The sequence below is a fragment of the Streptomyces changchenzhani genome (assembly GCF_039766235.1).
Classification (GTDB): Bacteria; Actinomycetota; Actinomycetes; order Streptomycetales; family Streptomycetaceae; genus Streptomyces.
In genome coordinates this window covers 416326-434571 of sequence record NZ_JBDHNH010000006.1, presented here as the reverse complement: position 1 = coordinate 434571, position 18246 = coordinate 416326, and the positions used below count along the sequence as shown (strand labels likewise).

General features: G+C 70.0%; 16 protein-coding genes and 1 pseudogene. 11 read left to right on the top strand and 6 right to left on the bottom strand.

The window, feature by feature from the left end; genetic code table 11:
* Positions 1 to 52 precede the first annotated feature (52 nt).
* From ABCR94_RS21570 to ABCR94_RS21555, 4 genes are all read left to right on the top strand, one after another.
* On the top strand, positions 53 to 880 hold the full coding sequence (locus ABCR94_RS21570) for a DUF1684 domain-containing protein (protein ID WP_347121280.1): 828 nt from the start codon (positions 53 to 55) through the stop codon (positions 878 to 880).
* A 252-nt stretch (positions 881 to 1132) separates the two neighbouring features.
* Positions 1133 to 2032 carry an alpha-lytic protease prodomain-containing protein gene (locus ABCR94_RS21565; RefSeq protein WP_347121279.1) on the top strand — a complete coding sequence of 300 codons (900 nt, stop codon included), beginning with the start codon at positions 1133 to 1135 and terminating at the stop codon, positions 2030 to 2032.
* A gap of 237 nt (positions 2033 to 2269) precedes the next feature.
* A complete protein-coding gene (locus tag ABCR94_RS21560; RefSeq protein WP_347121278.1) occupies positions 2270 to 3262 on the top strand; it encodes a slipin family protein in 993 nt (330 codons plus the stop codon).
* A gap of 237 nt (positions 3263 to 3499) precedes the next feature.
* Positions 3500 to 4582 carry a S1 family peptidase gene (locus ABCR94_RS21555; protein WP_521977463.1) on the top strand — a complete coding sequence of 361 codons (1083 nt, stop codon included), beginning with the start codon at positions 3500 to 3502 and terminating at the stop codon, positions 4580 to 4582.
* Between the two features lie 220 nt (positions 4583 to 4802).
* Here ABCR94_RS21555 and ABCR94_RS21550 read toward each other — a convergent pair whose 3' ends face one another.
* Entirely contained in the window at positions 4803 to 5987 is a 1185-nt protein-coding gene (locus ABCR94_RS21550; RefSeq protein ID WP_347121276.1) for an AAA family ATPase, read from the bottom strand.
* A gap of 37 nt (positions 5988 to 6024) precedes the next feature.
* Positions 6025 to 7059 carry a DUF3533 domain-containing protein gene (locus ABCR94_RS21545; protein ID WP_347121275.1) on the bottom strand — a complete coding sequence of 345 codons (1035 nt, stop codon included), beginning with the start codon at positions 7057 to 7059 and terminating at the stop codon, positions 6025 to 6027.
* 228 nt (positions 7060 to 7287) lie between these two features.
* Between ABCR94_RS21545 and ABCR94_RS21540 the strand changes: the two genes are divergently transcribed.
* Positions 7288 to 8160, top strand: coding sequence for an esterase/lipase family protein (locus tag ABCR94_RS21540; protein ID WP_347121273.1), 873 nt, complete (start codon positions 7288 to 7290; stop codon positions 8158 to 8160).
* Between the two features lie 73 nt (positions 8161 to 8233).
* Here the strand turns inward: ABCR94_RS21540 and ABCR94_RS21535 are convergent, their stop codons facing one another.
* The 3 genes from ABCR94_RS21535 to ABCR94_RS21525 form a co-directional block, all read right to left on the bottom strand.
* Positions 8234 to 9232: a lytic polysaccharide monooxygenase auxiliary activity family 9 protein gene (locus ABCR94_RS21535; protein ID WP_347121272.1), complete on the bottom strand. Its 999-nt coding sequence runs from the start codon at positions 9230 to 9232 to the stop codon at positions 8234 to 8236.
* Between the two features lie 302 nt (positions 9233 to 9534).
* On the bottom strand, positions 9535 to 9981 hold the full coding sequence (locus ABCR94_RS21530; RefSeq protein ID WP_347121270.1) for a subtilase-type protease inhibitor: 447 nt from the start codon (positions 9979 to 9981) through the stop codon (positions 9535 to 9537).
* A gap of 287 nt (positions 9982 to 10268) precedes the next feature.
* On the bottom strand, positions 10269 to 10964 hold the full coding sequence (locus ABCR94_RS21525; protein ID WP_347121269.1) for a response regulator: 696 nt from the start codon (positions 10962 to 10964) through the stop codon (positions 10269 to 10271).
* 137 nt (positions 10965 to 11101) lie between these two features.
* Between ABCR94_RS21525 and ABCR94_RS21520 the strand changes: the two genes are divergently transcribed.
* The 5 genes and pseudogenes from ABCR94_RS21520 to ABCR94_RS21500 all read left to right on the top strand — a co-directional run bounded on the left by ABCR94_RS21520 (position 11102) and on the right by ABCR94_RS21500 (position 15528).
* Positions 11102 to 12085, top strand: coding sequence for a Bug family tripartite tricarboxylate transporter substrate binding protein (locus ABCR94_RS21520; RefSeq protein ID WP_347121267.1), 984 nt, complete (start codon positions 11102 to 11104; stop codon positions 12083 to 12085).
* Entirely contained in the window at positions 12082 to 12651 is a 570-nt protein-coding gene (locus ABCR94_RS21515; RefSeq protein WP_521977459.1) for a tripartite tricarboxylate transporter TctB family protein, read from the top strand. Before ABCR94_RS21520 ends, ABCR94_RS21515 begins: the two co-directional genes overlap by 4 nt.
* Before the next feature lie 4 nt (positions 12652 to 12655).
* The gene (locus ABCR94_RS21510; RefSeq protein ID WP_347121265.1) at positions 12656 to 14152 is read left to right on the top strand and encodes a tripartite tricarboxylate transporter permease; all 1497 of its coding nucleotides are present in this window, start codon (positions 12656 to 12658) and stop codon (positions 14150 to 14152) included.
* An 83-nt stretch (positions 14153 to 14235) separates the two neighbouring features.
* Positions 14236 to 14832, top strand: a pseudogene (locus tag ABCR94_RS21505) (class I SAM-dependent methyltransferase); the annotation flags it as partial.
* A 315-nt stretch (positions 14833 to 15147) separates the two neighbouring features.
* Positions 15148 to 15528: a GntR family transcriptional regulator gene (locus ABCR94_RS21500; RefSeq protein ID WP_347121264.1), complete on the top strand. Its 381-nt coding sequence runs from the start codon at positions 15148 to 15150 to the stop codon at positions 15526 to 15528.
* A 16-nt stretch (positions 15529 to 15544) separates the two neighbouring features.
* On the opposite strand, the gene ABCR94_RS21495 is transcribed toward ABCR94_RS21500, so the two are convergent.
* Positions 15545 to 16639: a DUF5925 domain-containing protein gene (locus ABCR94_RS21495; protein ID WP_347121262.1), complete on the bottom strand. Its 1095-nt coding sequence runs from the start codon at positions 16637 to 16639 to the stop codon at positions 15545 to 15547.
* 128 nt (positions 16640 to 16767) lie between these two features.
* On the opposite strand from ABCR94_RS21495, the gene ABCR94_RS21490 reads away from it, so the two are divergent.
* Positions 16768 to 18198, top strand: a complete 1431-nt coding sequence (locus ABCR94_RS21490) for a glycoside hydrolase family protein (protein ID WP_347121260.1) — start codon at positions 16768 to 16770, stop codon at positions 18196 to 18198.
* The last annotated feature ends 48 nt before the right edge of the window (positions 18199 to 18246 follow it).

Below are 18246 nucleotides of genomic sequence, written 5' to 3'. Positions count from 1 at the left end.
GCGCCGCTGCGGGATCCCCGTGCCCGTACAGCGGGTGTGAAAGGTTGACCGCATGAGGACAGACCCGCAGCAGGACTGGCAGATCTGGCACGAGCAGCGCACCGAGACGGTCCGGGCGCCGTACGGCCCGCTCTCGCTCACCGGCACCCACTGGCTCTCCGACCACCCGGAGGGGCGAATTCCGGCCGTGGCCGGGCAGTGGGCCGAGGACGGCGACGAGGTGGTCCTGGCGGCCGGGACCGAGGACCGGATCACCGTCGACGGCAAGCCCCTGACCGGCGAGATCAGGCTGACCGCGGACACCGGGCCCATCGACGAGTCCCGCGTCCTGGCCGGTGAGCAGCGACTCGTCGTGCTGCGCCGCGAAGGACTGTGGGCCGTCCGCGTCTTCGACCCGCAGTCGCCCGCGCGGCGTGCGTTCGCCGGCATCGAGGCGGGGCCGTACGACGAGAAATGGGCGCTGCCGGGGCGCTTCCGCCCGTACGACGAGGGGCGCACCACCATCCAGGTGGAGAACGCTGACGGGCGCGCGCGGGGGCTCGGTCTGGCCGGCGAGATCGCCTTCGATGTCGAGGGGGTCGAGGGGGTCGAGGGGAACGAGGGGGTCGAGAGGAACGAGCACACGCTCCAGGTCGCGATCGAGAACGACGGCTCGCTCTGGGCGGTCTTCGCCGACGGGACCAGCGATGTCAGCAGCTACCACTTCCGTTTCCTGCGCCCCGCCGCACCGGCCGCCGACGGCACGATGACCGTCGACTTCAACCGCGCGCTACTGCCGCCCTGCGCCTTCGCCGATCACTTCATCTGCCCCTTCCCGCCGCCGGGCAACACCCTGTCGATCGCCGTCCCGGCGGGTGAGCGGAACCGCATCGACCGCTGACCCGTCCCACCGCAGGAAAGCGTGTCGCTCAGCCCCGTCAGCCCTGTGAGTCCCACGGCTGACGGGGCCGGAAGCCGTGTGCGCGCGGGCGGCTGAAAGGCGCCCTTGCGCGGGCAGTTGGCTCCCCGAATACTCCCGAACAGCGCTTGTCAGGGGCACAACCTGTCCGGAACGCGGACATGTCACTGGCTGCGCCTCACGGACCCGGTCACCCCACCGCGGGTCCCCGATTCCCCTCGGGAGGAACGACAAGTGAGGATCAAGCGCACCACCCCCCTCAGCGGTATAGCGAGACGATCCAGAGTGATCGCCATGGCAGCCGGCTTCGTCGCCGTAGCCGCTCTCGCCGTACCGACAGCCAGTGCCGGTGAAGCCGGTACGTACAGTGCGGGCCAACTCACCTCCGCCAGTGGCGCGGTCCTGGAGGCCGACGTTGCGGGCACGGCCTGGCACGTCGACAAGGCGACGAACACCCTCGTCGTCACAGCCGACAGCACCGTCTCCCGCGCCGAGATCACCAAGATCAAGCGGGAAGCCGGGACAAACGCGGGTGCCATCCGCGTCGAGCGCACGCCCGGCACCTTCTCCAAGCTGCTCTCCGGCGGCGACGCCATCTATGCCCCCAGCTGGCGCTGCTCCGCGGGCTTCAACGTCCGCAGCGGGACCACCTACTACTTCCTGACCGCGGGCCACTGCACCGACGGCTTCCCGGCCTGGTACACGAACTCTGCCCGCACCACGCGTATCGGCCCCACGACCGGGTCCAGTTTCCCGGTCAACGACTACGGCATCGTGCGGTACGACAACGCCGCCGTCACGCACCCGGGGACCGTCGGCAGTGTCGACATCACCAGTGCGGCCAACGCCACCGTCAATATGTCCGTCACCCGTCGCGGTTCCACCACCGGAATCCACAGCGGTCGGGTCACCGGGCTCAACGCCACCGTGAACTACGGCGGCGGCGACATCGTCTACGGCATGATCCGCACCAATGTGTGCGCCGAGCCCGGCGACAGCGGCGGCCCGCTCTACTCCGGCACCCGCGCCATCGGTCTGACCTCGGGCGGCAGCGGCAACTGCTCCTCCGGCGGTACGACCTTCTTCCAGCCGGTCACCGAGGCGCTGAGCGCGTACAACGTGAGCGTCTACTAGGCAGCATCGGACTCTCCGGGCACCACTGCGCGACCGTATGACTGCAGCCAGCAGCAGGTGAGTCCCTGCCCCGCCACAGGGGCGGGGACTCGTCGTCGTTCACGGCCGTGGTCGCGGCTGTTGTCACGGCCGTCGTCACGGCCGTCGTGCGGGAGGGGAACGGGACTCCCCATCAGTGGCGCGACGGAGGTACCGTCGTAGGACACGTCCGTCCAATTCGGACCCCAGGGGGCCGTGATGGTCGAAGAACTGGTGACGGCAGGGCTGGCCGCCGCGTCCGTCGGCGCGGTGTATCTGGCGGCGGCGTCCCGGGTGGTCAAGCAGTACGAACGAGGTGTGGTCTTCCGTCTGGGCCGGCTCAAATCCTCGGTGCGCGGCCCCGGATTCACGATGATCGTTCCCTTGATCGACCGGCTCAGCAAGGTCAACATGCAGATCGTGACCATGCCTGTGCCCGCACAGGACGGCATCACCAGGGACAACGTCACGGTCCGGGTGGACGCGGTGATCTATTTCAAGGTCGTGGACGCGGCCGAGGCTGTCGTGCAGGTGGAGGACTACCGGTTCGCGGTCTCGCAGATGGCGCAGACCTCGCTGCGATCGATCATCGGTAAGAGCGATCTCGACGAGCTGCTCTCCAACCGGGAAAAGCTCAACCAAGGCCTGGAGCTGATGATCGACAGCCCGGCCATCGGCTGGGGCGTGCAGATCGACCGGGTGGAGATCAAGGACGTATCGCTGCCGGAGACCATGAAGCGCTCGATGGCGCGGCAGGCGGAGGCGGACCGGGAGCGGCGGGCGCGGATCATCAACGCGGACGCGGAGCTGCAGGCGTCGAAGAAGCTGGCGGAGGCGGCCGCGGTCATGTCCGACCAGCCGGCCGCGCTCCAACTGCGGCTGCTGCAGACCGTGGTGGCGGTGGCGGCCGAGAAGAACTCGACGCTTGTCCTGCCGTTCCCCGTGGAGCTGTTGCGCTTCCTCGAACGGGCCACGCCGCCGCCACAGCAGCTGCCGGCCCCTGCTTCGGCCCCGGCCCCTGCTTCGGCCCCGGCACCCGGGCCCGCAGCCACGTCCCCACCGGAATCCGTGGCTGAATCCGTTCCCGAATCCGTGGCGGCGGTCCTGTCGGAATTCGCTCGCGCACAGACATCCACACCCGCGCCCGGGCAGGAAACCGCATCCCCGAAGCCGGAATCCGGTCCAGTGGGGGCGAATACAGGACAGGACTAGGCCTCTCCCGCTGCCCGTGTCCGACCGCACGCGGTGTTCGCGAACGCGACCGGCACGGCATGACCACTTCACCGCCCCCGTACGGCCGCGGATGTAAAGAGACCGCAACCGTGCGGGGGTTGTCGTGTGCGCGTCTTGTAGTCGACCTTGTGTACGAGCGAGCGACCTCGGAATAGTGGGCGTCTCCGGGCCCTCCCCCCACCTTGTTGGGCCCGACCCCCCACAGGAGGTCCTGACTTGAAGCACCGACGCATACCCAAGAGGCGCGTGGCGGTCGTAGGAGCCGGTGTCGCGGCCCTGGTCGCAGCGGGAGTCACCTTCCAGACTGCGAACGCGAGCGAGGAAACCCCTCAGCACACCATCAAGTCACTGTCGGCGACGGCGGCCGGAAAGCTCGGCTCCGACCTCACTTCGGGTCTGGGCGCCGACGCGGCCGGCGCGTACTACGACACCAAGTCCAAGGCCCTGGTGGTCAACGTCGTGGACGAGGCGGCGGCGCAGGGTGTACGCAAGGCGGGCGGTAAGGCCAGAGTCGTCGAGAACACCCTCAACGAGCTGAAGGCCGCACGTACGACCCTCACCGACAAGGCGACCATCCCGGGCACTTCCTGGGCCACGAACCCGGTGAGCAACACGGTGGTCGTCACGGCCGACCGTACGGTCAAGGGCGCTGCCTTCAGCAAGCTGGAGAAGGTCGTCAAGGCGCTCGGCGCCAAGGCCGAACTGAAGAAGACGGCGGGGGAGTTCAAGCCCCTCATCGCGGGTGGCGACGCCATCCTCAGCGGCGGCGGACGCTGCTCGCTCGGCTTCAACGTGGTCAAGGACGGCGCGCCGCACTTCATCACGGCGGGCCACTGCGGCCAGGCCGGCAGCGCGTGGACGGAGCAGGGCGGCGGCAAGCTCGGCACCATGGCCGAGTCGAAGTTCCCGACGACCGACTTCGCCCTGGTGAAGTACGACGCCGGGGTCGCGCACCCGAGCGAGGTGGACCTCTACAACGGCAGCACGCAGGCGATCAGCAAGGCCGGCGAGGCCACTGTCGGCCAGAAGGTACAGCGCAGTGGCTCCACCACCCAGGTGCACGATGGTGATGTCACCGCGCTCGACGCGACCGTGAACTATGGCAACGGTGACATCGTCAACGGGCTCATCCAGACCACGGTCTGCGCCGAGCCCGGCGACAGCGGCGGCTCGCTCTTCGCGGGCGACACCGCGCTGGGTCTGACCTCGGGCGGCAGCGGAGACTGCTCCGCCGGCGGCGAGACCTTCTTCCAGCCGGTACCCGCCGCGCTGTCCGCCCTCGGTGCGGAGATCGGCTGACCCGACGGGGTTGACCCGACCGCAGTTGACCAGACTGCGGTTGACCCGAGAACGGCTGGTCCAGTGATCCAGCCGCGCGATTCCTAGGTTCCAGGTCCTGCAGGTCGGTCGATGACATAGGTCGTCGACCGACCTGCAGTGCTGTCATGACAGACCGGCCGAGGCAGGAACCTGCTGCGGCAGGGTCCCGAGCCGGGCCTGACCCGCAGGGTCCGCGAGGCTACCGCTTCGGCCAGTACCAGAGCGGTTCGTCCAGCGGGCCCTCGCGTCCCGCCACGCCGGTCTCGCCGAAGTCCTTGACCAGCTCGACGGTGCGCAGATCGAGGCGCCGGTCGCGGGCGCCGCGTCCCAGCGCCTCGGCCAGCGGCCCGGCGTGCGTGACGACGACCAGCTGGATGGTGGCGCTCGCGGTGAGGATCAGCTCCGCGAGCGGGCGCAGCAGGTCGGGGTGGAGGCTGGTCTCGGGCTCGTTGAGCACCAGCAGCGTGGGCGGGCGCGGAGTCAGCAGCGCCGCTACCCACAGCAGATAGCGCAGGGTGCCGTCGGAGAGTTCGGCGGCGCCCAGCGGTCGCAGCAGGCCGTGCTGGCGCAGCTCCAGTTCGAACCGGCCGCCGTGGTCGGCGACCGTGACCCGGCTGCCGGGGAACGCCGCGTCGACCGCGGTGTCCAGTGCGTCGTGGTCGCCGATCTCCCGGATTGTCTGGAGCGCCGCGGGCAGGTCGGAGCCGTCGTGGCTGAGCACCGGCGTACGGGTGCCGATCCGCGCGGATCTGGCCGGCGCCTCGGCGTCGGTGCGCACATGGTCGTAGAAGCGCCAGGACCTGATCTGCTCGCGCAGGGCGAGCAGATCGGGGGCCAGTTGCGGGTCGGCCAGTTCGCTCAGCATGCTGTCGTACGGGCGGACCGCGCCCTGCGTCCGGTGCCAGCTCCCATCGGCCGCTCGGGTCCGCACGGCAGGACCCGAGCGGTCGCAGAGCAGAGCGGCGGGGCGCAGCACAGGCCCGGACCAGGTGCACTCCCGTTTGATCTCCGGGTCGAGACCGAAGAGGGAATCGGGCGCCGGTGAGGGGTGGCCGAAGTCGACGGCGTACCCGAACTCGTCGCCCGCGAAGCCCAGTCGGAGGCTGACTGGTCCGGTGCGCACCGTTCCCTGGACGGGGTGGCGGCCCTCGCGCACGGCGCGGCCCGTCTTCTCGGGGCCCGCCCACAGCGTCGAGGCCAGCCCGCCCTCCCGGGCGAGGGCGGCCACCGCGCCGCCCCGGGCCGAGTCGGCGAGCAGCCGCAGGGAGCGGTAGAGGCTGGACTTGCCGGTGCCGTTGGCACCCGTCACCACGGTGAGCCGGCCGAGTGGGACGACGAGCCTGCGCAGGGACCGGTAGTTCTCCACTGCCAGGGTGCTGATCACGTCCGGGCCCCGCAGAGGCTGCGGGGATTCGGTCGGCTCACCCCAGGGCCGCAGGGTCGTCGGGGGCGGTGGGAATCTCTTCCGGCCTGCGCAGCGAGGACATGACCAGCGTGACGACGGTGCCCAGGATCGACCAGATGGCGAGCACCTGGAGCGAGCCGGACATCGCGTTGCCCTTGAAGTACGCGATCGAGCGGGCCGCCCAGGTGCCCGCGCCCGGCGGCAGACCGGGGCCGATCGCCTCCCAGAAGGGCGGCAGCATCGGCAGCGGGAAGGCGCCGCCCGCGCTCGGGTTGCCCGCGATGACGACCAGCAGGACGGCGAGACCGATGCCGACGATGCCGGTCAGCGCCTGGAGGGCGAGGGTGATCGCGCCGACGGCGAAGACGACGAGGGCGCCGAGGCCCCACAGGGCCACGATGCTGCCGGGCAGGGCGCCGAGGATCGGGCCGACGATGATCGCGCCGCCGAGGCCGCCGGTGATCGAGTAGAGCGCCATGGCGCCGAGCCTGATCACGGCTCGTTCCCGGTTTGCGGCCCGGGAGCCGGCGCTGATCGCGAGGATCGACGCGCAGAGGTACCCGCCGACGCACCAGCCCACGACCAGGTAGAACGCGGAGAGCCCGTCGAAGTCCTGGGCCGAGGCCGGGGCCACGTCCACGGTCCTCACCGTGCGCTGCTCGGACGCCTCGATCTTCGTGGTGAGTGTGGTCAGGGCCGAGGACAGCACGGTGCCGCCGCCGGATGCGACGAGCAGGGTGTCCCGCTTGGAGGCCGGGTCCACGATCAGGGCGCCGTCGATCTTGCGGTGCATGATCTGGTCGCGGGCCGTGGCCTCGTCCTCGACCGTGCGCGGATCCAGCGGGTTGCCGGGCAGGTTGCGGAGCTGGTCGACGAGTTGGGTGTCGGCCCGTGCGGGGGCGACGACGCCGAAAGCGACATCCTTGGGCTTCGGATTGTGCAGCGCCCCCACGTAGGACGCGATGAACAGCAGCTGGAGCGCCAGTACGCCGATGACGAGCAGTGCGGTCCGTGGTGTGACGGCGGTCTTCACCTCGTCGACGAGAGTCATGCCGCCCACGCTCCGGGGCATCCGGTGTTTCCGCAGGTGGGGCGGGTCCGAATGGCTGAAGCCCGGGTGTGTGGCACCACCTTGTTGACTTTCCGTCAAGATTTCTTGGCGCGCCACTTCAGTCTTTGACTACTCGTGGGTATTTTGACGTCACCACAGCATCTTTGTGATCCGGATCACAGGGCGCACCCCATCGCATTTCCCCTTGAGCCGCAAGGAGATCACTCGATGCTGCCCTGGAAACGAGCGCTCAGACCCGTCGCCGCGCTGCTCCTCGCCCTCGTCGTCACCGCCACTCCCGCCGTTACGGCCACCGCGAGCGCCGCTGCACCCGCAGCCCCCACCAGCGGGTGGAACAACTACGCCTGCAAGCCGTCCGCCGCCCACCCCCGCCCCGTCGTCCTCGTCCACGGGACCTTCGGGAACTCCGTCGACAACTGGCTCGGCCTCGCCCCCTATCTGGTCAAGCGCGGGTACTGCGTCTTCTCCCTCGACTACGGCCAGCTCCCGGACGTGCCGTTCTTCCACGGCCTGGGCCCGATCGACAAGTCCGCCGAGCAGCTCAATGTCTTCGTCGACAAGGTGCTCGCCACGACCGGCGCACCCAAGGCCGACCTGGTCGGTCACTCGCAGGGCGGCATGATGCCGCGCCACTACCTGAAGTTCCTCGGTGGAGCCGCCGAGGTGAACGCGCTGATCGGCATCGCACCCGACAACCACGGCACCACGCTGCTCGGGCTCACCCGGCTCCTGCCGTTCTTCCCCGGCATCAAGGACCTGCTCACCACCAAGACCCCGGCCCTCGCCGACCAGGTGGCCGGGTCGCCCTTCCTCACCAGGCTCAACCAGGGCGGTGACACCGTCCCCGGGGTGCGCTACACCGTCATCGCCACCCGGTACGACGAGGTGGTCACCCCGTACCGCAGCCAGTTCCTTTCGGGTGCGGGCGTACGTAACGTCCTGCTCCAGGACCTGTGCCCGGTCGACCTCTCCGAACATGTGGCGATCGGCCTGCTCGACCGGATCGCCTTCCACGAGGTGGCCAACTCTCTCGACCCGGCGCGGGCCACCCCGACCACCTGCGCCTCGGCCGTCAGCTGACCCAGGCCATCACGCACGACTGCCGCCCGTCCCGTCTTCCGGGGCGGGCGGCAGCTGTGTGCGGGGCCGGGGGTCAGCGGCGGGCGGCCTTGCGGCGGACCGAGCCGAACATCACCGCGGCGCCGACGGCGAGCACGGCGGCGCCACCGATCGCGATGTACGGCGTGGTGCTGTCGCCGCCGGTCTCGGCGAGGTTCTCGGTGGCGGCGGGCGCGGCGGCCGGCAGCGTGGCGCCATTGGCCTCCGGCGCGTTGGCGGCGGGCTCCTGGGTGGCGGGCCGCTCGGCGGCGGCCGGGGCCGTCACCTCGGCGCCCGTCTTGTGGTCGCCGTCGCCGTGGCCGTTGTGCTCCACGGAGGACTTGTCCTCGCCTTCGGCGAGCTCCTGCTCGGAGGGGGCGGAGGCGACCGGCGCCGGGGCCGCGCCCGAGCCCGCGGTGTCCTTGCCGAAGACCACGTCGGAGCAGGTGTAGAAGGCCTCGGGGCTGTCCGAACGCTGCCAGACGCTGTAGACGAGGTGGCGGCCCGACTTCTTCGGGATGGTCCCGTTGAAGACGTAGTCGCCGTTCTCCATCTTCGGGTCGGTGACGTCGGCGAAGGGCTTCTCCTCCAGGTCCGACCACTTCAGCGGCTTGGCCGGGTCGTAGCTGTCCTTGGTGATGTACAGCTCGAAGGAGCCCCTGTGCGGGGCGGTGCCCTTGTAGCGGAACGTGTGCTGACCGGCGGCGAGCTTGCTGGACGGCCAGTCGGTGCGCGGCAGGTCCAGGCCCTTGTACTTGTCGTTGCCGGCGCTGCACAGCTCGCCGTCCGGGATCAACTGCTCATGGTTCCCGGCGGCGTTGGCGATGTTGACCCCGTTCCAGTCGTAGAAGGCCTGCGTACCGCTGGCCGCGACCGCCGCCTTGCACGCCGCCGAATCGGGGCTCTCCGGGCCCTCCGCGAAACAGGCGGACACCCGGGAGACCGGGTCCGTCATCGATCCGTGGGCGGCGGCCGGAGCGGCCGACAGGGCGGTCAGCGCCAGCGGGGCGATGCTGAGGGCGGCGATCGAGGCTGCCGTGCGACGAGCGGTCATCGGGTTGTTCTCCTTCAGGTTCCACGAGGTGGGGGGATACGGGACGGGGTTCGAACCGGCGGCGCAGCCCCCCGGCGAACTGCTGCGCCGACGGGAGGAATCCCGCCCCGGCGATCAGCACGCTAGCCCCAAGAACCCGTGAAATCCCCTGCTGAGGAGGGGTGATGGAGATCCTTATGGTCGAGTTAAGACGTTGCTAAGCGGGGGCTCAGGAAGAGCGCGTGTACGACGTACGCGGCGGCCCGGCGCGTCATGCGCCGGGCCGCCGTCCTGCTCGGGCTCAGAAGCCGTCTTGCTCGGGCTCAGAAGTTGAAGACCGTGCCTTCCGCGATTCGCCCGTTCATCTCGCAGGCGTTGCCGAAGGTGATGGACCAGTTGACGTGCTTGCCCTGCCACACCCCGCCGACGGTGACCATGACGGGGTCCCACTGGCGCGTGCACATGCGCTGCGAGGTGGGCTCCACCAGCTGGTTGAACTCACCGTCGGCGGAGCGCAGTTCGGCGCACGCGGACACGGGGGAGGGGTGGCTGCCGGTGGGCTTGGGGGCGCAGCTCAAGGTAACGGCCCGCTCGACGGTGGCCGTTGCGGCGTCTTCGCCCTTACTGACCGTGAGCACCAGGGCCGACGGGGCGTAGAGGCTCGTCGTGCCGACGGGCTGCGACTGCGCGGCGCTCGCGGCTGCCGTGCCGGTCAGGAGGAGGGCTGCCGCCGCGGCGAATGTGCCGGCCATGGTGAGGGTGTTGCGCATGGTTGAATCCCTTTCGTTCGCGGTTTTGATTGCGGTCGGGAGTCTTGCGTACGCGGACAGTGAGTGCACATCGGTCGGCATTTTCCGGCCCCGCCATCCGAACCCCCCTCTACCGAATGGTCGTTCGGCCAGCTGGGAGTAGGTGTGCAGGGCATGTGAAGGCTCGTCCATCATGTGGACAGATCTTGATGGTGCAACAGAAAACTACCCTCTGACCTGCGAGTATCTTCGAAAGGCGATTTTCGCGAGAGGCGCGCTTCGGCCGGAAAACACCCGTAAAAGGCTTGCTACCCCACCCACCGGTAGCGCCGCTCGGGCCGGCCCGTCCCGCCGTACCTCAGCGTCACCTCGGCCCGGCCCGTATCCGCGAAAAACTCCAGATAGCGGCGTGTGCTCACCCGCGAAAGCGACCCCGCCAGAGCGCACTCGGTGGCGGACAGACCCGCCGGCTGCTCGCGCAGCGTCCGCTCCACCAGCTCCGCGGTATGCGCCGCCAGCCCCTTCGGGAGCTCTCGCGAGCCCGGCGGGCGGGTGCCGAAAATCTGGTCGACGTCCTCCTGGCGCGCCTCGCCCAGCTCGGCCAGTTCATGGAAGCGGGTCCGCAGGGACGCCGCATGCCGCAACTGCTCCTGCAAAGCAGCCTGGTTGAACGGCTTGATCAGATAGTGCAGCGCACCGGCCCGCAGCGCCGCCCGGATGATCCCCGCATCCCGGGCGGCCGTGATGAACAGGGCGTCGACCGTGTGCCCGCCCTCGTCGCGCTGCTCCGCCGCCCGCAGTTCGCGCAGCACGGTGATCCCGTCCATGTCAGGCAGATAGACGTCGAGCAGCACGAGGTCGGGGCGCAGCAGCCGCGCCGCACGCAGCGCATCGGCGCCGTTGTGCGCCACACCGACGACCGTGAAGCCGTCCATCGCGGACACGCAGCGGCTGTGCAGCTTCGCGACCATGAAGTCGTCGTCCACCACCAGCACCTTGGTCACCGCGCCAGGCTAGGTCGCGACCACAACGACCACAACGTCCGTTGATTGCGGAAGGGAGACAGGTTGTTAACACACGTGCAACATGTGGGCCACTTCACAATCAGCCGAACTGATCAAACGGACAGGTGGTGGCCCAGGTGCGCATGCGCACTCCCCTCGCCCTGCTCGGGGCGGCCGTGCTGGTACTGGTCGGGCCGCCGCTGCTCACCTCGGGCAGCGGCTCCGACACCGGCACGCAGATCCCAGGCCTGCGCTTCATGGTTCCCAATACACCGGGTGGCGGGTACGACATCACGGCCCGGACCGCCGCCAAGAACGCCGAGGACGCCGACCTCACCCACAACATCGAGGTGTTCAACCTGCCGGGCGCGGGCGGCACCGTAGGCCTCACCCGGCTCGTCGGCGAACACGGCAACGGCAAGGTCGCCATGTCGATGGGGCTGGGCGTCGTGGGCGCCGTACACACCAACAAGTCGCCCAACACACTTGCCGATACGACGCCGATCGCCCGGCTCACCGAAGAGACCGACATCGTCGTCGTCAGCAAGAACTCCCCGTACAAGACCTTCGGCGACCTCCTCAAGGCCTGGAAGGCGAACCCCGGCAAGCTCCCGGTCGGCGGCGGCTCATCGCCCGGCGGCCCCGACCACCTCGCCCCGATGCTGATGGCGAAGGCTGCGGGCATCGAGCCGAAGGCCGTCAACTACATCCCCTTCGACGGCGGCGGTGAACTGCTCGCCTCGATCCTCGGCGACAAGGTCGCCTTCGGCGTTTCCGGCCTCGGCGAATACCTCGACCAGATCGAGTCGGGCGAACTGCGCCTGCTCGCCGTCACCGGGCCCGAGCGCGCCAAGGGCCTGGACGCCCCCACCCTGCGCGAGGCGGGGCTCGACACCGACTTCACCAACTGGCGCGGCATCGTCGCACCGCCCGGCCTCACCGACGCCGAGCGCGACAAGCTCGTCACGCTGATCCGGAAACTGCACGAATCGCCCCAGTGGCAGGAATCGATGAAGAAGAACGGCTGGGACGACGCGTTCCTGACCGGGAAGAAGTTCGGCGACTTCCTGGACGAGCAGGACCGGCGTGTGGACTCGGTGCTGAAGGAGCTGGGGCTGTGACCACGGGAAACACCACGGGAAACACCACCGGAGACACCAACGGGAACACCACCGAACCCCCCGTCTCCGCGCGGCGCGCCTGGCTGCGCGAGCACTCCGAACTCGGCGTCGGCGTGCTGCTGATGGCCCTCGGCATCCTCGTCCTCACCGACGCCCTCACCATGGACGTCGACATCGCCCAGCGCGGCCCCGTCGGCCCCAGGACCGTCCCCGTCGTCGTCGGCATCGCCCTGCTGCTCGTCGCCGCGCTGCTCGCCGTCGACGTACTGCGCGGCGGCCGCGGCGAGGCCGAGGGCGGCGAGGACATCGACCTGAGCGAACCGGGCGACTGGCGTACGGTGCTGCTCCTCGCCGGCGTCTTCCTCGGCAACGCGGTCCTCATCGACCCGCTCGGCTTCCCCATCTCCGGCGCACTGCTCTTCTGGGGCTCGGCCTACGCGCTGGGCAGCCGGCACCACGACCGCGACCCGCTGATCGCCGCCGGCCTCTCCCTCGCCACCTACTTCGTCTTCAACAACCTGCTCGGAGTCCCGCTCCCCGGTGGCCCCCTGATGGAGGTGCTGTAAGCAGATGGACTCCCTCAACTCCCTCATCGACGGCTTCGGAACGGCGCTCACACCGATCAATCTGCTCTGGGCCGCCATCGGCGTCCTCCTGGGCACCGCCATCGGCGTACTGCCGGGAATCGGCCCCGCCATGGCCGTCGCCCTGCTGCTCCCGGTGACGTACGGCCTGGAGCCGACCGGCGCGTTCATTATGTTCGCCGGCATCTACTACGGCGCGATGTTCGGCGGCTCCACCACCTCCATCCTGCTCAACACTCCCGGTGAGAGCGCGGCCGTCGTCGCGGCCATGGAGGGCAACCCGATGGCGAAGGCCGGGCGTGGCGCGCAGGCCCTCGCCGCAGCCGCCATCGGCCACTTCGCCGGCGGCATGATCGGCACCATCCTGCTGGTCGTACTCGCCCCCACGGTCGCCTCACTGGCCGTGGACATCGGCGCACCCGACTACTTCGCGATCATGGTGCTGGCCTTCATCGCCGTCACCTCGGTCCTCGGCTCCTCGCGCATCCGAGGCCTGGCCTCCCTGCTCATCGGCCTCACCATCGGCCTCGTCGGCCTGGACCAGATGACCGGCCAGCAGCGCCTCACCTTCGGCTCGCTGCAACTCGCCGACGGCGTCGACGTGGTGATCGTCGCGGTCGGACTCTTCGCGATCGGCGAGGCCCTGTGGGTCGCCGCACACCTGCGGCGCTCCACGAGCGAGCCGATCCCGGTCGGCCGCCCGTGGCTGGGCAAGGCGGATCTCAGGCGCACCTGGAAGGCCTGGCTGCGCGGCCCCCTGATCGGCTTCCCGTTCGGCGCGATCCCGGCCGGCGGCGCGGAGATCCCCACATTCCTCTCGTACGTCACCGAGAAGCGGCTCTCCAAGCACAAGGAGGAATTCGGCAAGGGCGCCATCGAGGGCGTGGCGGGCCCGGAGTCGGCGGCGTCGGCCTCGGCGGCCGGAACACTCGTCTCCATGCTGACCCTCGGCCTGCCGACCACGGCCGTCGCCGCCGTCATGCTGGCCGCCTTCCAGCAGTACGGCATCCAGCCGGGCCCGCTCCTCTTCGAGCGCGAACCCGACCTGGTCTGGGGCCTGATCGCCTCGCTGTTCGTCGGCATGGTGCTGCTGCTCCTGCTCAACCTGCCGCTGGCCCCGCTCTGGGTGAAGCTGCTGCGCATCCCGCGCCCGTACCTCTACGCGGGCATTCTCTTCTTCGCTGCGGTCGGCGCGTACGCGGTGGGCGGGGAGGCCCTGGACCTGGTGATCCTGCTGGTCATCGGCCTGATCGGATTCGGCATGCGGCGCTACGGGCTGCCCGTGCTGCCCGCGGTGATCGGCGTGATCCTCGGCCCGGCCGCCGAACAGCAGCTGCGGCGCGCGCTGCAGATCAGCGACGGCAGCGTGACGGGGCTGGTCAACACGCCGTTCTCGGTGGCGGTCTACCTGGTGATCGTGCTGCTGCTGGCCTGGCCCTGGCTCAAGAAGCTGATCACGCACCGTCGTCATGTGAAGGCATGACCGACGCCGTCCGTCTCGGCCGGGTGCTCCGAGCAGCCCCGGTCCGACGCCGATTGTCAGTGGTGGCTGGGAGGATCGGACGCATGACGACGATCGACTGGGATGCCACCGCGGACTCCTTCGACCAGGAGCCCGACCACGGCCTGCGCGACCCCGCCGTGCGTGCGGCGTGGGCGCGCAGGATGAGCGAGTGGCTGCCCAGGGACAGACCGGCCGAGGTCCTCGACCTCGGCTGTGGCACGGGCAGCCTGGCCCTGCTCGCTGCCGAGCAGGGCTGCCGGGTGACGGGGGTCGACCGCTCGCCCCGGATGGTTGACCTCGCGCGGGCGAAGCTGGCGGGCGCTGACGCCGAGGTCCTCGTGGGCGACGCGTTCCGGCCGCCGGTCGGGGAGCGCAGGTTCGATGTGGTGATGGCCCGTCATGTGCTGTGGCTGCTGCCGGACGCCCGTGCCGTTCTGCGCCACTGGTGTTCCCTGCTGAAGCCCGGCGGGCGGCTGCTGCTGATCGAGGGGGTGTGGGGCGGGGTCGGTATCCCCGCCGCACAAGTGACCCAAGCCCTGGCTCCGCTGGTCCGGTACGTCCGGCACGAGCCGCTGTCGGCGGACCCGGCGCTGTGGGGACGCCCGGTCGACGACGAGCGGTACGCGCTGCTCGCGCACCCCGCCCCGCGCGTTCTCCACTGGCACCAGGACGGGGACTCCGTCGCGTACGAGGAGGAGGGGGAGCCGCGGGCGGTGTATCTACGGGACGCGGCGGCGTCGGGGTGAGCGGGGCGGTGGCTGGGGCGCGTCGCGCGGGGCACCCTTCAGGCTCCCCGGCTCACAGACGCCCGGGGCGGATCTTGGTTCGGCCCGCCTTGAGGAGGGTGATCTCAACGCGGTGTGCGGACATGGCGGACCTCCGGGGCGCGAACGATTAATGGCATGGGGCGGCACGTCACGCGCGGGGCATCCGCTTTTGCCTCCCATTTTCTCTCGGTGGGGGACAATCGGTCCGTGACCTTGAACATCTCCATCGACCCGGACAACGCGACCGCCCCGTACGAGCAGTTGCGTGCCCAGATTTCCGAGCAGGCCCACGCCGGCGCGCTGCCGGTGGGCCACAAGCTGCCGACCGTGCGCGGCCTCGCCGAGGATCTGGGGCTCGCGGCGAACACCGTGGCCAAGGCGTACCGCGCGCTGGACGCCGACGGGGTGATCGAGACACGCGGGCGCAACGGCACGTTCATCGCCGCCGCGGGGGACGCGGCGGAGCGTCAAGCGGCCGCAGCCGCCCAGGCGTACGCCGACCGGGCGCAGCGGCTCGGGCTGAGCCGGGCCGGGGCGCTGGCGGCTGTCGAGGATGCGTTGCGCGCCGCCTACACGAAGCAGAAGTAGGAAGTAGCGGTAGGAACTACAGATACAGGCCCGCGTCGGAGACCTCGTGCTGGGCCGGCACCGAGGCCGGACCGGTGCCGCGCCGCAGGGCGTACAGCTCCGCCAGCGTCATGCCGTCGCGGCCGACGCCCTCCGCCGTGCCCAGCCAGCTCACCGCTTCGTTACGGGTGAGCGAACCGACCTCGATACGGGCCAGGCAGCGACCGGGGCGGACAACCGCCGGGTGGAGCCGCTCCAGGTCCTCATTGGTGGTCACGCCCACCAGTACGTTCCGCCCCTGGCCAAGGAGGCCGTCGGTCAGGTTCAGCAGGCGCGAGAGGGCCTGGCCGGCCGTGTGCTTGGCCTCGCCGCGGATCAGCTCGTCGCAGTCCTCAAGCAGCAGCAGACGCCAGCGGCCCTTGGCCGAGCCGTCCTCCTCGCCGATCGCGATGTCCATCAGATAACCGACGTCGTTGAAGAGCCGCTCCGGGTCCAGTACGCAGTCGACCTGGCACCAGTCCCGCCAGGAACGGGCCAGCGTCCGCAGGGCCGAGGTTTTCCCGGTGCCCGGCGGGCCGTGCAGCAGCAGCAGCCGCCCCGCGATGTCGTCCGGCGTGACCTTCATCAGGCGGTCCATCGCGTCGGCCACCGGCGCCGTGTAGTTGGACCGCACCTCCTCCCACGTACCGGCGGCGATCTGCCGGCTCGTGCGGTGTGGGCCGCGGCGCGGAGAGACGTACCAGAAGCCCATCGAGACGTTCTCCGGCTGCGGCTCGGGATCGTCCTGCACACCGTCCGTCGCCTGCCCGAGCACCTGCTCCGCGAGCTCGGAGGTCACCGCGGTCACCGTGACGTCCGCACCACGGCTCCACCGGGACACGAGCAGCGTCCAGCCCTCCCCCTCGGCGAGTGTCGCGCTGCGGTCGTCGTCGCGGGCCGCCCGCAGCACTTTCGCCGACGGGGGCAGCAGTGTGGCCCCCGGTTTGACCCGGTCGATGGAGGAGCTGTGGGAATAGGGCTGCTCGCCCGTCGCGAAACGGCCGAGGAACAGCGCGTCGACGACATCGGACGGTGAATCGCTGTCGTCGACGTTGAGCCGGATCGGCAGTGCGGCCTCAGGGTTCGCAGACATGGCGCCCATGATCCCCTGCGGCGGGGTCTCGTGCACCGGGTTTCACGAGCTGCTTCGCGCCACGGCGTTACGTGCCTGTTCCGGAAGAACCTGCCGGAATGCCGGACCCCCCGATACTCTGACCGGTGATGGGACGTCATGAGTGGAACTCGGGGCCGCGGCGGTGGCGCCTCACCGCACTGCTGGGCGTGGGCGCGGTGGTGGTCGCCCTCCTGCTGACGATGTGCAGCACCTTTCCCGGCGACGGCGAAGGCGACGGCAAACGCAATGAAGCGGGCACCACCGCGGACGGTGACAAGGTGCACGGCACCCCCGCGAAGCCGCCCGCGAACCCGTCGCCCGAGCTGGGCTGGGGTTTCACGCACACGCAGTACAGCGCCGACGAGGGCACGCCAGCGGCACGCAAGAGAGCGGACGCGGCACTGTCCGCGCACCCGCTGCCGCAGATCCAGCACATCATGGGGTGGGGCGCGGAGAACCCCGAGCCCTCACCCGGCCGCTACCAGTTCGACGAGCTCGACAGCCGCGTCGACCTGATCCGCAGGACCGGCGGCACCCCCGTCATCACGCTGTGCTGTGCGCCCGACTGGATGAAGGGCGGCAAGGCCGGCGCGGAGAACACCAACTGGAGCAAGAAGTCGTTGGAGACCGCGCCCGGCCCCGAGCACTACGAGGACTTCGCGAAGCTCGCCTCCACCGTCGCCAAGCGCTATCCCGACGTGCGGCACTTCATCGTCTGGAACGAGTTCAAGGGCTTCTTCGACGACAGCAGCAAGCGCTGGAACTACGAGGGCTACACCGAGCTCTACAACCTGGTGTACGCCGAACTGAAGAAGGTCAATCAGGAGAACCAGGTCGGCGGCCCGTACCTGGTCATGGACAGCTATGAGCCCCGCGACACGACCCATGCCTCGTCCCTCAAAGGGCCCTGGGGCAGCGTCGACCAGCGTGTCCTGGACGCCTTCACCTACTGGAACAAGAACAGGGCGGGCGCGGACTTCGTCGTCGTCGACGGCGCCAGCTACACCCGCGACGATGAGCTGCTGCCCGACGAGTTCAGGGCGACGGACAAGCTCACCGCGGTCGGCGAGTGGGTCCGCGCCCGGTCCGGCAAGCTGCCGCTGTGGTGGGCCGAGTACTACGTCGAGCCCGGCGACGACGACGACGAACGCGAGGGCTGGAGCGAGCCGCGCCGCGTCGCCGTGCACGCGTCCGGCATGATCGCGATGGTCCGCGGCGGGGCGAGCACGGGCTTCTACTGGAACCCGCAGAACAAGGGCGCCAAGTGCGCCGGGTGCCTGTGGCGCTCCACGCAGCTGGCCGACGGCGGCGGCGAGCTGCCGATGCTGACGCTCCTCGCGCGGTTCTCCAAGGAGTTCCCGCCGGGGACCCGCTATGAGACGGTGCCGGTCGCCGCCGACGACGTACCCAATGTGCGGGTACTCGCCGACGGCGACACGGCGCTTGTCGTGAACACCCTCGACCGGCCCATCCGGGCGAAGGTGGACGGGAAATCCTTCGACATGGCCGGGTACGAGGTGCGGTGGCTGAAGCGCTGACCGGCGCCGGCCCGTACTGTTGGGACCCCGTTCTGCTGGGACCCGTTC

Bases quoted from the DNA above. Each gene is read 5' to 3' on its own strand.
- ABCR94_RS21570 (WP_347121280.1), top strand. From the start codon at position 53: ATGAGGACAGACCCGCAGCAGGACTGGCAGATCTGGCACGAGCAGCGC.
- ABCR94_RS21560 (WP_347121278.1), top strand. From the start codon at position 2,270: ATGGTCGAAGAACTGGTGACGGCAGGGCTGGCCGCCGCGTCCGTCGGC.
- ABCR94_RS21545 (WP_347121275.1), bottom strand. From the start codon at position 7,059: ATGACTCTCGTCGACGAGGTGAAGACCGCCGTCACACCACGGACCGCA.
- ABCR94_RS21540 (WP_347121273.1), top strand. From the start codon at position 7,288: ATGCTGCCCTGGAAACGAGCGCTCAGACCCGTCGCCGCGCTGCTCCTC.
- ABCR94_RS21535 (WP_347121272.1), bottom strand. From the start codon at position 9,232: ATGACCGCTCGTCGCACGGCAGCCTCGATCGCCGCCCTCAGCATCGCC.
- ABCR94_RS21530 (WP_347121270.1), bottom strand. From the start codon at position 9,981: ATGCGCAACACCCTCACCATGGCCGGCACATTCGCCGCGGCGGCAGCC.
- ABCR94_RS21510 (WP_347121265.1), top strand. From the start codon at position 12,656: ATGGACTCCCTCAACTCCCTCATCGACGGCTTCGGAACGGCGCTCACA.
- ABCR94_RS21495 (WP_347121262.1), bottom strand. From the start codon at position 16,639: ATGTCTGCGAACCCTGAGGCCGCACTGCCGATCCGGCTCAACGTCGAC.
- ABCR94_RS21490 (WP_347121260.1), top strand. From the start codon at position 16,768: ATGGGACGTCATGAGTGGAACTCGGGGCCGCGGCGGTGGCGCCTCACC.